The 13,817-nt window shown below is 38.3% G+C and carries 11 protein-coding genes; 6 read left to right on the forward strand and 5 right to left on the reverse strand.

Annotated features, from left to right (window positions below; genetic code table 11):
* Positions 1–32: 32 nt before the first annotated feature.
* Both REI64_RS12580 and REI64_RS12585 read left to right on the forward strand, forming a co-directional pair.
* Complete coding sequence (locus REI64_RS12580; protein WP_308850481.1) at positions 33–1,379, forward strand: efflux RND transporter periplasmic adaptor subunit; 1,347 nt, start codon at positions 33–35, stop codon at positions 1,377–1,379.
* A 114-nt stretch (positions 1,380–1,493) separates the two neighbouring features.
* On the forward strand, positions 1,494–2,519 hold the full coding sequence (locus tag REI64_RS12585; protein WP_308850482.1) for an NAD(P)H-dependent glycerol-3-phosphate dehydrogenase: 1,026 nt from the start codon (positions 1,494–1,496) through the stop codon (positions 2,517–2,519).
* Here the strand turns inward: REI64_RS12585 and REI64_RS12590 are convergent.
* Positions 2,516–3,706, reverse strand: a complete 1,191-nt coding sequence (locus REI64_RS12590; RefSeq protein ID WP_308850483.1) for an aspartyl protease family protein — start codon at positions 3,704–3,706, stop codon at positions 2,516–2,518. The genes REI64_RS12585 and REI64_RS12590 overlap by 4 nt on opposite strands.
* Before the next feature lie 138 nt (positions 3,707–3,844).
* On the opposite strand from REI64_RS12590, the gene REI64_RS12595 reads away from it, so the two are divergent.
* Positions 3,845–4,180 (forward strand): hypothetical protein, encoded by a 336-nt coding sequence (locus REI64_RS12595; protein ID WP_308850484.1) that lies wholly within the window; start codon positions 3,845–3,847, stop codon positions 4,178–4,180.
* 385 nt (positions 4,181–4,565) lie between these two features.
* On the opposite strand, the gene REI64_RS12600 is transcribed toward REI64_RS12595, so the two are convergent.
* The 3 genes from REI64_RS12600 to REI64_RS12610 all read right to left on the reverse strand — a co-directional run bounded on the left by REI64_RS12600 (position 4,566) and on the right by REI64_RS12610 (position 9,110).
* Positions 4,566–6,509, reverse strand: coding sequence for a DEAD/DEAH box helicase (locus REI64_RS12600; RefSeq protein WP_308850485.1), 1,944 nt, complete (start codon positions 6,507–6,509; stop codon positions 4,566–4,568).
* Positions 6,510–7,268: 759 nt separating this feature from the next.
* On the reverse strand, positions 7,269–8,576 hold the full coding sequence (locus tag REI64_RS12605; RefSeq protein WP_308850486.1) for a T9SS type A sorting domain-containing protein: 1,308 nt from the start codon (positions 8,574–8,576) through the stop codon (positions 7,269–7,271).
* A gap of 87 nt (positions 8,577–8,663) precedes the next feature.
* Entirely contained in the window at positions 8,664–9,110 is a 447-nt protein-coding gene (locus tag REI64_RS12610) for a DUF4293 domain-containing protein (protein ID WP_308850487.1), read from the reverse strand.
* Between the two features lie 149 nt (positions 9,111–9,259).
* Between REI64_RS12610 and truA the strand changes: the two genes are divergently transcribed.
* Positions 9,260–10,018 (forward strand): tRNA pseudouridine(38-40) synthase TruA, encoded by a 759-nt coding sequence (gene truA / locus REI64_RS12615; protein ID WP_308850488.1) that lies wholly within the window; start codon positions 9,260–9,262, stop codon positions 10,016–10,018.
* 73 nt (positions 10,019–10,091) lie between these two features.
* The gene (locus REI64_RS12620; protein ID WP_308850489.1) at positions 10,092–11,873 is read left to right on the forward strand and encodes an ABC transporter ATP-binding protein; all 1,782 of its coding nucleotides are present in this window, start codon (positions 10,092–10,094) and stop codon (positions 11,871–11,873) included.
* Between the two features lies 1 nt (position 11,874).
* Here REI64_RS12620 and REI64_RS12625 read toward each other — a convergent pair whose 3' ends face one another.
* Positions 11,875–12,306, reverse strand: a complete 432-nt coding sequence (locus REI64_RS12625) for a hypothetical protein (RefSeq protein WP_308850490.1) — start codon at positions 12,304–12,306, stop codon at positions 11,875–11,877.
* A gap of 223 nt (positions 12,307–12,529) precedes the next feature.
* Here REI64_RS12625 and dctA point away from each other — a divergent pair, with 223 nt between their 5' ends.
* Positions 12,530–13,813, forward strand: coding sequence for a C4-dicarboxylate transporter DctA (dctA, locus tag REI64_RS12630; RefSeq protein ID WP_308850491.1), 1,284 nt, complete (start codon positions 12,530–12,532; stop codon positions 13,811–13,813).
* The last annotated feature ends 4 nt before the right edge of the window (positions 13,814–13,817 follow it).

Raw genomic sequence — 13,817 nt, forward strand, 5'->3', positions numbered from 1 at the left:
CTTTCAATAATTAACAATACAACAATACAAACATGAAGTTAAAACATATTTTAATAGGCTTAGGGGCAATTTTAGCTATAGTCGTAATTTTAAGTCTTACCGGTGTAATTGGAAAAGAGAAGATTGAAAAGGTTACGGTAGAAAAAGTTGGTGATAAAACGGTAATTGAAACGGTAACGGCGAGTGGTAAAATACAGCCAGAAACAGAAGTGAAGTTAAGTTCTGAAGTTTCGGGTGAGGTAACTGAGCTTTTGGTAAAAGAAGGTGATATTGTTAAAAAAGGTCAGTTGTTGTGTAAAGTTCGCCCAGATATCTTACAATCTAGTTATGAGCGCAGCGTTGCATCTTATAATGCACAAAAAGCAAGTGTAGCTTCGGCGCAGCAGCAGTTGGTGCAAGCGCAAGCGAATTTTGCAAATGCAGATGCTACCTACAAACGTAATGTAGAACTTTATAATAAAAAGGTAATTTCTGCTGCTGAATTTGATAATGCAAAAGCAGCTTATTTAACCGCAAAATCTACTTTAGAAAGTTCAAAGGAAGGTGTAGTTGGTGCTAAGTTCAATTTGGAGCAAACTGGTGCAAGTGTTAAAGAGGCTAGCGCTAACCTAGCAAGAACTACTATTTATGCTCCTGTTGATGGCGTAGTTTCTAAACTTTCTATCGAGCTTGGTGACCGTATTCTGGGGACCTCGCAGATGGCAGGTACAGAAATCATGCGTATTTCTAACCTAAGCAATATGGAAGTAAATGTTGATGTGAATGAAAACGATATCAACAGAGTGAGCTTGGGCGACAGTGCAACCGTTGAAGTAGATGCTTTTGCTGGCAAGAAATTTAGAGGCTTAGTTACCGAAATCGCTAGTTCTTCTACTGCCGTTGGTACAACAACTACTTCGGTAGATCAAGTAACTAACTTCTCGGTAAAGGTGAGGTTGTTGCAAGAATCATATAATACCGTAAAAGGCGGTGCAAAAGATTTGCCTTCTCCATTTAGACCAGGCCTTTCTGCTACGGTTGATATCGAGAGTGAAACGGTGAAAGGTTTGGCTATTCCAATTCAATCTGTTTTTACGGAAAATAAAACAGAAGGCGAGGGAAGTAGCACACAAGATAGTGAGAAGCAAAAAAACAAGCTAACCGATAAGCAAATTAAACAGTTTGTGTATCTGTTTGATGAAAAAGCTTCAACAGTTAAAAAGGCAGAGGTAACTACTGGCATCCAAAACGATCAATTTATTGTGGTAAAAACAGGGTTAAAGGCTGGCCAGCAGATTGTTTCGGGACCTTATTCTGCTATCCAAAATAAATTGAAAGATGGCTTGAAAGTAGAAAAGACTACTAAAGACAAATTGTTTAGTACTGGAAATAAAAAGTAAACGGTACAAATCATAATATTTAATTATTTTTGCGAAGGTTTAAAGAAGTGCGATTGCATTTTTTTAAACCTTTTGTTTTTACCCCTATTTAAAAATTATTCGTATAAATATAATATGAGCACACCTAAAATAGCGATGATTGGAGGAGGAAGTTGGGCAACCGCAATTATTAAAATGCTTTCTGATAACGCTCTTGATAACGCTCTCGATAATGAGGTGGAGAAGGAAATTTTTTGGTGGATGAGAAACGAAGAAGCTATTGCTCATATCAGAAACTACAAGCATAACCCTAGTTATTTAAGTGCGGTAGAGATTAAGCTTAAGCCAGAAAATGTATCTTCAGATTTAGCCTATGTCATTGCTCAAGCAGATTATGTAATTCTAAACGTTCCTGCGGCATTTTTAAAGGATAGTTTGAAAGATATTACGCCGGCACAACTAAAAGGGAAAAAGGTAGTCTCGGCAATTAAAGGCATTGTTCCAGAGCATAACCTTATTATCGGCGACTTTCTACACGAAATATATGAATTGCCATATGAAGATATCATTGTTATTAGTGGTCCGTGCCATGCAGAAGAAGTTGCATTAGAAAAACTGTCTTATTTAACAATTGCGTGTTCAGCACTAACCTGCGCAGCAACATTTGCCAGCTACTTAAACACCCGTTACATTAAAACCAATATTTCTGATGACATTTTTGGAACAGAGTATGCTGCGGTTTTGAAAAACATTTATGCTGTGGCTAGTGGTATTTGTCATGGTGTTGGTTATGGTGATAACTTTCAGGCAGTACTCATCTCTAATGCCATCCGCGAAATTGAGAGGTTTGTAGGTGTAGTGCATCCGATAGAAAGAGATATTAAAGAGTCTGCCTACTTAGGCGATTTAATGGTAACTGCCTACTCTCAGTTTAGCAGAAACCGTACTTTCGGCAATATGATTGGCAAAGGCTATACGGTAAAATCTGCCCAATTGGAAATGAACATGATTGCTGAGGGATACTACGCTGCAAGTTCAATGCATCACATTAACGAAAAGTATCAAGTAGAGATGCCAATTTGTGAAGCGGTTTATCAAATTTTATACGAACGAAAATCGCCTCACTCAGAAATGAAAATGTTGACGGAGAAGTTGAGTTAGTTAAGAACTATCGCTTTTTTTAAATTGAAAACTCGCTTGTTACCCTCTCTCAGTACCGTGATATTTCTCGATTCTTTTCCTGATAAAATATTATTAAATGTATAATTGCAGGCCTCAGTTTCTGTTAGGTTGGAGACGTCTCGATCGTCAATAGCAATTATTTTATCGCCAATCTGCAATCCTGATTTATCTGCATCAGTGCCTTTAAATATTTTCGCAATGGTTGGTTGATTGTTGATGTATCTTAACCCAATGCCAAAGGTCTCAAGTGTAGCGTTTTTAATCTCAACTTCTTTAATCATATAGATTTTGTTTTCTTTCCAGTCTAAGATCAATCTATAGTTTTTGAAAAAAGCATTTCCAATGATTGCACTAGAGCCTTCATTAAAAGTTACGATCTGATTTGCTATTTGAATATTGTCTAGGGTAAATTTGGGGATTTTTTTATAAGTTGTAATAGGACCTTTGTTCGTGCCGTAAATGCCAGAACTAGAGCTGCCTATAGCTTCCGTTCCTGTTAAAAATTCAATTTCAGATTTATAGGTTTCAAAAGGAAAACTAAAATCAGTTGTGGCGCCTGTATCAAACGTGGTGTTCATGGCTTTATTTCCAATTTTAACCATAACCTTTGGTGTTTTTTGCCCTTTTCTTGGGGCGAATTTCAATATTTCGGTATGCTTGGGGATATTGAAGTTTGAAATGTTGTTGCTAGCAGTAATAATATTGTTTCTGTAGTCTATTTGCCAAATTGCTTTTTCCATTTGGTTTGCTCCAATAATTCCGTCAAAGTTCATGCACTTAAATTCAAACACCTTTTTCATATCAATAACTGTAGCTCCTATGTTTTCAAAATTCAAGTTTCCAATTTTCATACTTGGAATTTTTACAAATGCTTGTTGGCTGCTATTGCCTTGTGAATCGGATGTTTTGCCTACTGTTTTTGGTTCTAATTTCAAAAGCGCTTGTAATTCTGGTGAAATAACCGTTGGTGCACCAGTGTCAAATAAAAAGTTATAGGTTTTGCCTTCAATTTCTACAATAACAATTGGAAGCCCAAAGTCGAATGTAAATGGAATTTTCTCTACAAAGGATGTTTCTTTTAGTTTGCCGCCTTCGAGAATTTTACGAACCGGATTACAAGAAAATAAAAATAGGGACAGACAAAATAAATAAAGCTGCTTTTTCATCAGTATCGCGTCTTAATACTCGAAAGATACGAGATTAATATTGTTAGATGAGATCGTGTTTCAAATTATACAGCATGATTTTATCGTAAAAACCAAATCCATTTATCGTTTGTTCTCTATTCATCAAAATTTAAAACAATGAAAAAGAGATATTTATTGGGTTTTGCTGCCGCAGTAGCAGTTAGCCTATTTACAATCAGCGCTAGCGCTCAAGAGAAAAAAACAGAAGTAGGAAAGGCAATTCAAAAAACAGGTAAGGCTGTTGAGAAAGGTGCAAATGCAGTTGGTAACAAAACAGCGGAAGTTGCTGTAAAAGGTAGTGCAAAAGTGGCCGACCAAACCTATAAAGGTAAAATGGCGCCTGATGGTACTAACGTTTACATCGATAGTAAAAACAGAAAGTACTACGTAAACAAAAAAGGAGCGAAGGTATATTTAAAGGCTAGTGAAATTAGGAACAGACCGGTTCAGTAAGTTTTTTTTGCACTATCTTAATTCCCTCTCATTTCTAAGGAGAGGGCTAGGGAGAGGTTCGATGGAATTTCACTAACCTCTCTCCAGATAAATCCTATCGTGTGGACACAAATATTGGGAAATGTTATTTTCCTCCCCCTGCCCTTCCGAATAGTCGGAATAAACTCTCGGAGAGGGGGATATGCAAAATGCTTAACCGCAACGTGTCCCCCTTTGGAGAGTTTACTCCGATTTTCGGAGGGGATTCAAGGGGGGAGGAACGAGATGTGTCCACACGATAGGATAAATCGGGATCTCTCCTTGAAAAGGAGAGAAGTAGTTATAAAAGTAGAAAGCCCCGAAAATTTTTCGGGGCTTTCTACTTTTATATAGTTGCAAATGCTAACTAAGATCTACGTCTTCTGTCGCCGTTTCCGCCTTCGCGTCTACCGCTACCGCCGCCTCTTTCTTCACGACTGCGACCAGAGAAATCTCTGAAGGCACCTTCGCTGTTTCCGCCGCCAGAACGTTCACCACGCTCTCCGCGATCTCTTCTTCCGCTTCCAGAACGATCTCCACCGCCTCTTCTGTCGCCACCGTAACCACCGCCACGACGTTCGCCACCAAAGCCGCCTCTTCGTTCTCCGCCAAATCCACCGCGACCACCACGGTCTCCACCACGATTGCTGCTACGAGGAGCGTCGCCACTCATTTCAATCCTAACTTCTCTACCGTTGTATTGTACGTCTTTAAAGTTAGCCATCAAAGTTTCAGCAGTTGCGCTTTCAACTTCTACGAAAGAGAAAACACCTTTTAAATCTATCTTACCAACAGCTTTACCGCTAATACGGCCATGGTTACAAACAAAACTTAATAAATCACCTCTGGTAAACTCATCTACCGAACCCACATTGATGAACAAGCGAGCATAACCTGCTTCAGCACCTCTGCCAGAACGCTCACCACGTTCTCTTCTGTCGCCACGCTCTCCACGTTCGCCTCTGTCGAAACGATCATCAGCGCTTAGGTTAAGATCTGGTGCGTTTTGGTAATATTCTAAGAAACGGTTAAACTCTAACGAAGCAAATTTCTTAATCACTTCCTCTTTGCTCAAATCAGCAAATTCGTCGTTAATTCTCGACATATACTTGTCGATTTGCTCTTCGTTAACCTCTACATTATGTACCCGGTGAATTAAGCCGAACAATTGTTTTTCGCAAACATCAAAACCTGTAGGTAATTCTGCTTTTGTAAATTGTTTACCAATAATTCTTTCAATCTGACGGATTTTGCCAGTTTCTTTAGCGTTGATGATACAGATAGAAACACCAGTTTTACCAGCACGACCAGTACGGCCAGAACGGTGGGTATAACTTTCAATTTCATCAGGCAAAGCGTAATTAATTACGTGCGTTACATTGTTCACGTCAATACCACGAGCAGCAACATCAGTAGCAATTAGCAATTGCATGTTACGGTCGCGGAAACGTTGCATTACCTTATCACGTTGTTGTTGAGATAAATCTCCGTGTAAAGCATCAGCGTTGTAACCATCTTTAATTAAATGCTCGGCAACATCTTGCGTATCCATTTTCGTTTTACAGAAAACTACACCAAAAATATCTGGGTTGTAATCTACAATACGTTTTAAAGCAGCATATTTATCACGAGCTTTAACAATATAATACTCGTGTTCAATATTTACGTTACCTGTGTTTTTGGTTCCCATGGTCAATTCCGTAGGATTTTCCATGTAATTTTTAGCTATACGGCGCACCTCTGGTGGCATAGTAGCAGAAAATAACCAAGTTTTCTTTTCGTCTGGTGTAGTAGAAAGGATGTCGTTGATGTCTTCTTGGAAGCCCATGTTCAACATTTCATCCGCCTCGTCTAATACTACATACTTCACGTTAGAAAAATCGATGGCTTTACGGCCAATAATATCTAACATACGGCCGGGCGTGGCCACTACAATTTGTACGCCATTGCGTATTTCACGTAGTTGTTGCATAATATTCGCGCCACCGTAAACGGCTACAACGCTAGCATTAGGCGTGTTTTTTGAGAAATTTCTGATGTCGTTTGCAATCTGCAGACAAAGCTCACGTGTAGGGCACAAAATAAGTGCCTGTGGCTTATTGCTCTTAAAGTCAATTAATTCTAACAACGGCAAACCAAATGCGGCTGTTTTTCCTGTTCCTGTTTGGGCCAAACCAACAAAGTCGTTACTACCCTCTAACAGTACAGGAATGGCTTGCTCCTGAATAGGCGTAGGATTTTCAAATCCTAGCTCTTTAACGGCATTAACAACGTCATCACTTATCCCCAATTTACTAAATGGGTTTATCATTATAACATTTTTAAATTAAGGCGCAAAGGTACGGTTAATAATTGGTAATATATATAGTTGTAAGTAAAATGTTTTAAGCTTAATAAATTGGAAATAAGAAAGTTATAGGTTGTGTGCTTCCGTTTGTTGCCTTGTTGAGGTATTAGAAGCGCATTTTTACTGCTAAACACTCCCGAAAGTCCCGCTTTCACTGCTGCCGATAAAATCGGCATTCGTTCAATCGGGGCTATTTAACAACCGGCATTGCTATAAACTTTGTGAAGCTTAAATAGCAGCATGGCAAAAAAAGATTGACGATTGATTTAGATGGAGGTTAACTTAACGTGAGTTCGGGTTAAGCTTGATATAAAGATAATATCACCCTTCCAGGGTTCTGTTATCATTATTTTCCCTATGGTTGGTGTTATCACCAACTATTGTAGTGTTTAGTTGTATGTGGTATGGTGATAACACCAACCACAGGTGAACCGGCTATGCGCCAAGTTTGTGTGGGTAAACAAATTTCCCTATGGTTGGTGTTATCACCAACTATTGTAGTGTTTAGTTGTATGTGGTATCGTGATAACACCAACCACAGGTAAATTTCTTCTATGGTCAGCAAAAAATATAGAAAATCGGAAAAAAAAGCCAGTCTTAAATAGAACTGACTTTGTATAGTTGATGAAGACTTACGAAGTTTCAAAATGGCGTAGCCCTCAACCTTACCATTGAAAAATAATAAACAAGCTAAGGTTAAACTTCGTAAGTCTAAAAAAAATCTTACTGAATAAACTTCTGTGTAACCGTTTCTGTAGCGGTGGTTAAAGAAGCAATATGCAAACCGTTACCTCCATTAAAAGGAACAGAAACATTAGAATATCCTTTGCTTAAATTTAAAGCTTGTTCGGTTATTTTCCGACCATTCAAATCATAAATTTTGAAAGTAGCTTTGCCTTCGTTTGCTGCAAAAACAGTTAGCTTAACTGTACCATCTTGCTTGCTTGCCGCTACTTTTAAATTACTGGCAGCTACATTAGATTTTACTGCTTCAACTTCAGAAAGCGCCAAATTTCCATTGTTGTCAACTTGTTTTAGCTGATAATAATTAACGCCAGGTAGAGCATTTTTATCAATAAAAGTGTAGTTTTTAGCAATATCAGTTGTTCCATTTCCTTTTACATCGCCAATTTTGGTAAATGTTTTGCCGTCACCAGAACGTAAAATATCAAAATGTGAGTTATCAGTTTCTGTTGCAGTACTCCAAGCTAAGTCTATGTTTTGAAGGTTGGCTTTGGCGGTGAAAGAGGTTAGGGAAACGGGAAGAGTAGTAGGTTCTGTTTCATTAGTGACAACAAAATCATCAAATGAAACATTAGCAACAACCGCACTCGAAGGGGTTACTAATTTAAAATTGTCTAAGGAATTTGTTGGTCCATCAGCAGCTACATCGTTAAAAACCCTTGTGTTTCCAATCCATAGATCCCATGTGTCGTTAGGAAGTGTTTCTCTGCTTCCGTTTGGAGCCTCGTAAGAAAGACTGCCTCCACTGGTTAGATTGTTTATAACAAACGTTATTGTTTGTGCTCCGCTAAAAGCTGCTGAGGCAGTTCCAAAACCCACAGGTTTTACAGTGTATTCTCCAGGGTTGCCCGTATATGTAAAAGCAAATCTACTATGAGAACCCATTGCGCCAGATTGAACAGTATTATTGTTTGCTAAAGCGGTGCTTCCTGCAAGAACAGTAAAGCCTGCACCTGCGCTTGGTGTTCCATTAACTTGAAAAGAAAATTTAATTTTTAAAACTTGAGATCCTAAAGAAATTGCGGCTCCACCATACGAAATAGTCGCAAGGTTGCTTGAAGTTGACGTTTTGTCTATGATAAGCTTGCCTCCTACCACGCTAGCCGAAGAATTTGTAGACGTCGAAATAGCAGTAAATTTAGAATTTCCGGGAGCACTACTACTTACATATAGTCCAGAAACCTCAGCGCTTGTTGCTTCGGTTGCGAAATTCTGCGAAAAAATCTGCCCAAATCCACTAGCAACAAATCCACTTATAAATAATAATGAAAGTAAAATTTTTTTCATAAAGAAGGTTTAAAAGGGTGAAAAATTATATTAAAGGTAGTGATAAACTGATGTTTAGGCAATTTAAAACTAAATTTTAATCGAATTTTAACGCAGTCTATCCGCAGAGCGGATCAATTTTTCATCATTTTTAATGCCTCTAATGGCTAAAAGGGTAAAAATAATAGCAACTATAGGTAGAAATAAACCTGGTTCTATATCAAGTGTGGTTAATGCAGGTAAACCATTAACTAATTGCGACATCCAAAACGACAAAGCCAAAATTAGAACAATATTAAAAGATGCAATACGGATTTGTAATTTCCTATTGCGGAAATTGAAGATGTTGACCAAGCTAATCAGCCCCGCTAAAACGGTACTAATAAGAAGAGGATAATTGGTTGCTTGGTTAGCTATGCCATCAATCTTTAAGCCTGACGCATATAAGGTATAATATCCACCACTAGCAACAGCACCCAATGTAGGTATAAACAATAGGCATAAAATGGTAAAAGCAGCACACAAAAGCCAAATAGACTGAATTCTTTGTATCATAATAAGGCAAAATTACGGTTAATTGTTTAATTGATGAATTGTTTTATTATTAAATTGTTGCAATGTTGGGCACCAGCAATTATTGTAAATAACCTCTTTGTGCCTTCGTGTCTTTGTGGTTTACAAATTCAAAGCTTATTTTTGCGCCATTGGAAACAAAGCGATATTTCGTAGAGCTCGGCTATAATGGTACTGATTTTCACGGTTGGCAAACACAACCTAACGGCATTACCGTACAAGAGTGTTTAGATAAGGCTTTAAGCACCTATTTTAGGCAAGAAGTAATTTCTTTAGGCTGCGGTAGAACAGATGCTGGTGTGCATGCCACTCAATTTTATGCCCATTTCGATTTGGTAAATGTTGGCACAAGGCAGATAGACAATGCAACTAAGGGCGTAAATGCGCTATTACCCTACAGTATCGCCATTTACCGAATTTTTGAGGTAACAAATGATGCCCATGCCCGTTTCGATGCAACTGCTAGAGAATATAAATATCATCTACATTTCCGAAAAGATCCGTTCAAGTTAGATAGGTCTTGGCTGTACAAAGGCAGTTTAGATGTAGAAAAAATGAACGAAGCAGCGCAAATTTTGTTGGCTTACCAAGATTTCTCTTGTTTCAGTAAATCGAATACGCAAACCTTTACCAACAATTGCAAAATCAGCTATGCTAAAATAGTGCGGGATGACGGTGGTTTGATTTTTACCATTAAGGCTGACAGATTTTTGCGTAATATGGTGAGAGCGATCGTGGGTACGTTGGTATTGGTTGGCAAGGGCGATATCGAAGTTGAAGATGTAAAGCAAATTATAGAAAGCAAAAACAGAAGCAATGCTGGGCAATCTGTTCCCGCTTGTGGTCTGTATTTGGTGGCGGTAGAGTATCCGTACGTTAAAAATGATTGAATGATGAAATGACTAAATGGGAAAATGACGGTTATGCGCTTAACCAACATTCAATCATTCAAAATTATAAAAGATGTCAAAAGTAACAGGAGACGCATTTAATTTTAGCTTACTGAAACGGGTAATGGCCTACGTAAAGCCTTACCGTGCTATCTTTATTTGGTCGGTTTTGTTAACGATATTATTGGCTGCTATTGCTCCCGTCCGTCCAATGTTGGTCGGCTTTACATTAGATCAGCATATTCTTAAAGGTGATTATCATGGGTTGCTAAATATCACCATTTTGATGTTGGTTTTGTTGGCACTGCAAACCGCTTTTCAATATGCACATACTTTGCTCACAAACAAATTGGGACAGTCTGCTATTAAAGATTTAAGGATCAATGTTTTCAATCATATCACCAAATTAAGGCTTAAATTTTTCGATAAAACCCCAATAGGACAGCTTATTACCCGTACCGTTTCCGATTTGGAAACCATTGCAGATATATTTTCGGAGGGTTTGATTGCCATGATTGGCGATATGCTGCAAGTAGTTGTCATCACCAGCATCATGTTTTACATGGACTGGAAGCTTACATTAGCTGTGCTGGTGCCAATGCCTTTTTTAATTATTGCAACTAGAATTTTCCAAAAGGCCATCAAGGTTGCTTTTCAAGAAGTTCGTGCCGAAGTTTCTAATCTGAATACATTTTTACAGGAACACATCAGCGGTATCGCCATCATCCAATATTTTGCGAGGGAAGATCAAGAATATAAAAAATTTAAGAAAATAAATTCCCGCTATCGCGATGCCAATATCCGTTCCAATTGGTATTATTCTATCTTTTTTCCGGTAGTAGAGCTCATTTCGGCCATGTCTTTAGGTTTACTGATTTGGTATGGATCAAAAACTATCCTTAACAATCCGTCGATAGAGCCGGGTATCATCACCACTTTTATCATGTTTATCAATATGCTCTTTAGACCGATAAGGGAATTAGCTGATAAATTTAATACCCTGCAAATGGGCATGGTGGGTGCCGAACGTGTATTTAAAGTGCTAGACACGAACGAGAAAACCGAAGATAGAGGAACTTTAGCGCCGCAGAAACTGGATGGTAATATCGCTTTCAAGAACGTTTGGTTCAGTTACGATCAAGACGGAGAAACAGATACAAAGTATGTGCTTAAGGATATTTCTTTTGAAGTGAAATCCGGACAAACTATCGCTTTGGTTGGCGCAACCGGTGCGGGAAAGTCTTCTACCATCAACATCCTTAACCGTTTTTACGAAATACAAAAAGGAAGCATTGCCATAGATGGAAATTCAATTGACGATTACGAGCTGGCTTATTTAAGGAAAAACATCGCTACGGTACTGCAAGATGTATTTCTCTTTTCCGACACCATTTATAACAACATTACCCTTAACAACCCCGAAATAAGTTTTGAAGAAGTGGTTGAAGCTGCCAAAAAAGTTGGTGCACACGAATTTATTGAGCGTTTGCCGGGCGGTTATCATTACAATGTGATGGAAAGAGGTGCTACACTTTCGGCAGGGCAGGCACAGCTCATATCGTTCATCAGGGCTTTGGTTTACAAACCAGCTATTTTAGTGCTAGATGAAGCTACCTCATCGGTTGATACAGAAACAGAAATGCTGATACAAAATGCCATTGATAAGTTGATGGAAGGGCGAACCGCAATCGTTATTGCACACCGATTATCCACTATCCAAAAAGCAGATTTGATTATCGTGCTAGAAAAGGGAGAAATTAAGGAAATGGGAACCCATCAACAACTGTTAAAGTTGGATGGCTATTACAAGCAACTGTACGATTTGCAGTTTTCTTCTGTAGGCATTTCCAAATAGGCTACTTCTTGAAAATCTGCTCAATTTTATAAGTCATTACATCGGTGCCCACGGTTTCTCTACGTTCGTGCACAAGCTTAAATGTATTTGGACGCACATAATCTATTTTCCAAGTGCTATCTGGCTGGGTAGCAAAAGTGATATTTTCTCCAGCTGCATCAACATTAAAGCCGACCACTTCGGTTCCCCTAATCAATTGAAGGTTACTATGGAAAATTGCTGTATCTATCGCTAAATCAACCGTGTCTTTAACTAAAGTGTCACCGTTTTTAAAGTCTAGCTTTACGTAAGATTGAATTGGCCAACGGGTAAAATCACTTCCGGTCAGGTATCGTTCTACAAAGAGTTTGCTATCTACAGGCTCCTTTTTACAGGCGTATCCTATAGCACCAATGCATATTAAAGCTAACAAAACAAACTTAATTCTACCCATCGTTTTATGATATATGCAAACTTAGATAAATTCGTTGTCAATATAAACAACGAATTATTGATCTTTCTCGTGCTGATGAAGATATTTTTTACAGAGGAGATATATGAAACAAATTCGTTGTGCTTTTTTTATCAAATGCTAATCTTTTTTATTCAATTGCAATTCGTTTTTAAAATATTTTAAAATTAAGTTTCTATATTTCCAGCTTCAAACCAGACCACAAATGAGAAAAGTTATTTCAAACCTTACCTTTCAGGTTTTATTTGCCATTTCGCTAGGTATTTTAGTCGGCTTTCTTTACCCAGGATTTGCGCCGCATGCCGAGCTAATTAGCAAGAGCTTTATCAATATGATTAGCATGTTGATTGCGCCTATCATATTCTTTACCATTGTGTTAGGTATTGCCCACATGGGCGATATGAAAAAAGTGGGTGTAGTAGGAGGCAAGGCTCTACTTTATTTCGAAATTGTAACTACACTGGCTATTATAATTGGTTTGTTTGTAGCTAATGTGATGAAACCTGGTGTGGGTGTTGAGGTTCCTGCGGGCGATGTAGCAAAAATAGCAACCTACACAGAACAAGCAGGTTCAATTAACTGGTTAGAATTTATTGCGCACATTTTCCCTAAAAACATATTCGAAGCTTTTTCTAAAGGCGAAATCCTTCAAATTTTAGTTTTTGCTATTCTATTTGGTTATGGATTAAGTAAGATGGGACAAACTGGGCAATCACTTTTGGTCACTTTTGATAAGATTTCGAAGGTGTTGTTTAACATGATGAAGGTAATTATGCGATTAGCTCCTCTAGGGGCTTTTGGAGGAATGGCCTATAGCGTAGGCAAGTTTGGTTTGCATTCTTTACTACCAATGGCTAAGCTGATGGGCGCTGTTTACCTAACCTGCTTTCTTTTTATTTTTGTGGTTTTAAATGCCATTTGCCGCTATTATAAATTCAGTTTGTGGAAATACTTGAAATACATCCGTCAGGAAATTCTGATTGTGTTGGGTACTTCTTCGTCAGAATCGGTTTTACCAAGTATGATGAAAAAAATGGAAGATATTGGTTGCGAAAAATCTGTCGTTGGCTTGGTAATTCCTACGGGATATTCCTTTAACCTCGATGGAACATCAATTTATCTCGCCATGGCGGTCATTTTCCTAACGCAGGTTTTTGGTATAGATCTCACACTAGGCGAGCAAGTGTCTATCATGCTAGTACTCATGGTAACCAGTAAGGGAGCTGCGGGTGTAACTGGTAGTGGTTTTATTGTGCTGGCAAGTACTTTAACTGCTTTGAAGATTATGCCGGTTGAACATATTGCCATCCTGTTAGGAGTAGATAGATTCATGAGTGAAGCTAGGGCCATTACAAATATGATAGGCAACGGTATTGCTGCCATCGTAATAGCTAAAAGCGAGAACGAATTTGATCAAGAGAAATATTTACGGGCAACTAGTCCAATTGCTATTGAAAATGCAGAAGAAGAGAACATTATGAAAGATTAACCTT

The organism is Pedobacter sp. (genome assembly GCF_031119335.1).
Classification (GTDB): Bacteria; Bacteroidota; Bacteroidia; order Sphingobacteriales; family Sphingobacteriaceae; genus Pedobacter.

What these genes read in the sequence shown, in the direction of transcription:
- REI64_RS12595 (WP_308850484.1), top strand. Translation starts at nt 3,845, where the DNA reads ATGAAAAAGAGATATTTATTGGGTTTTGCTGCCGCAGTAGCAGTTAGC.
- REI64_RS12610 (WP_308850487.1), bottom strand. Translation starts at nt 9,110, where the DNA reads ATGATACAAAGAATTCAGTCTATTTGGCTTTTGTGTGCTGCTTTTACC.
- REI64_RS12600 (WP_308850485.1), bottom strand. Translation starts at nt 6,509, where the DNA reads ATGATAAACCCATTTAGTAAATTGGGGATAAGTGATGACGTTGTTAAT.
- REI64_RS12590 (WP_308850483.1), bottom strand. Translation starts at nt 3,706, where the DNA reads ATGAAAAAGCAGCTTTATTTATTTTGTCTGTCCCTATTTTTATTTTCT.
- REI64_RS12625 (WP_308850490.1), bottom strand. Translation starts at nt 12,306, where the DNA reads ATGGGTAGAATTAAGTTTGTTTTGTTAGCTTTAATATGCATTGGTGCT.
- dctA (WP_308850491.1), top strand. Translation starts at nt 12,530, where the DNA reads ATGAGAAAAGTTATTTCAAACCTTACCTTTCAGGTTTTATTTGCCATT.
- REI64_RS12580 (WP_308850481.1), top strand. Translation starts at nt 33, where the DNA reads ATGAAGTTAAAACATATTTTAATAGGCTTAGGGGCAATTTTAGCTATA.
- REI64_RS12605 (WP_308850486.1), bottom strand. Translation starts at nt 8,576, where the DNA reads ATGAAAAAAATTTTACTTTCATTATTATTTATAAGTGGATTTGTTGCT.
- REI64_RS12585 (WP_308850482.1), top strand. Translation starts at nt 1,494, where the DNA reads ATGAGCACACCTAAAATAGCGATGATTGGAGGAGGAAGTTGGGCAACC.
- REI64_RS12620 (WP_308850489.1), top strand. Translation starts at nt 10,092, where the DNA reads ATGTCAAAAGTAACAGGAGACGCATTTAATTTTAGCTTACTGAAACGG.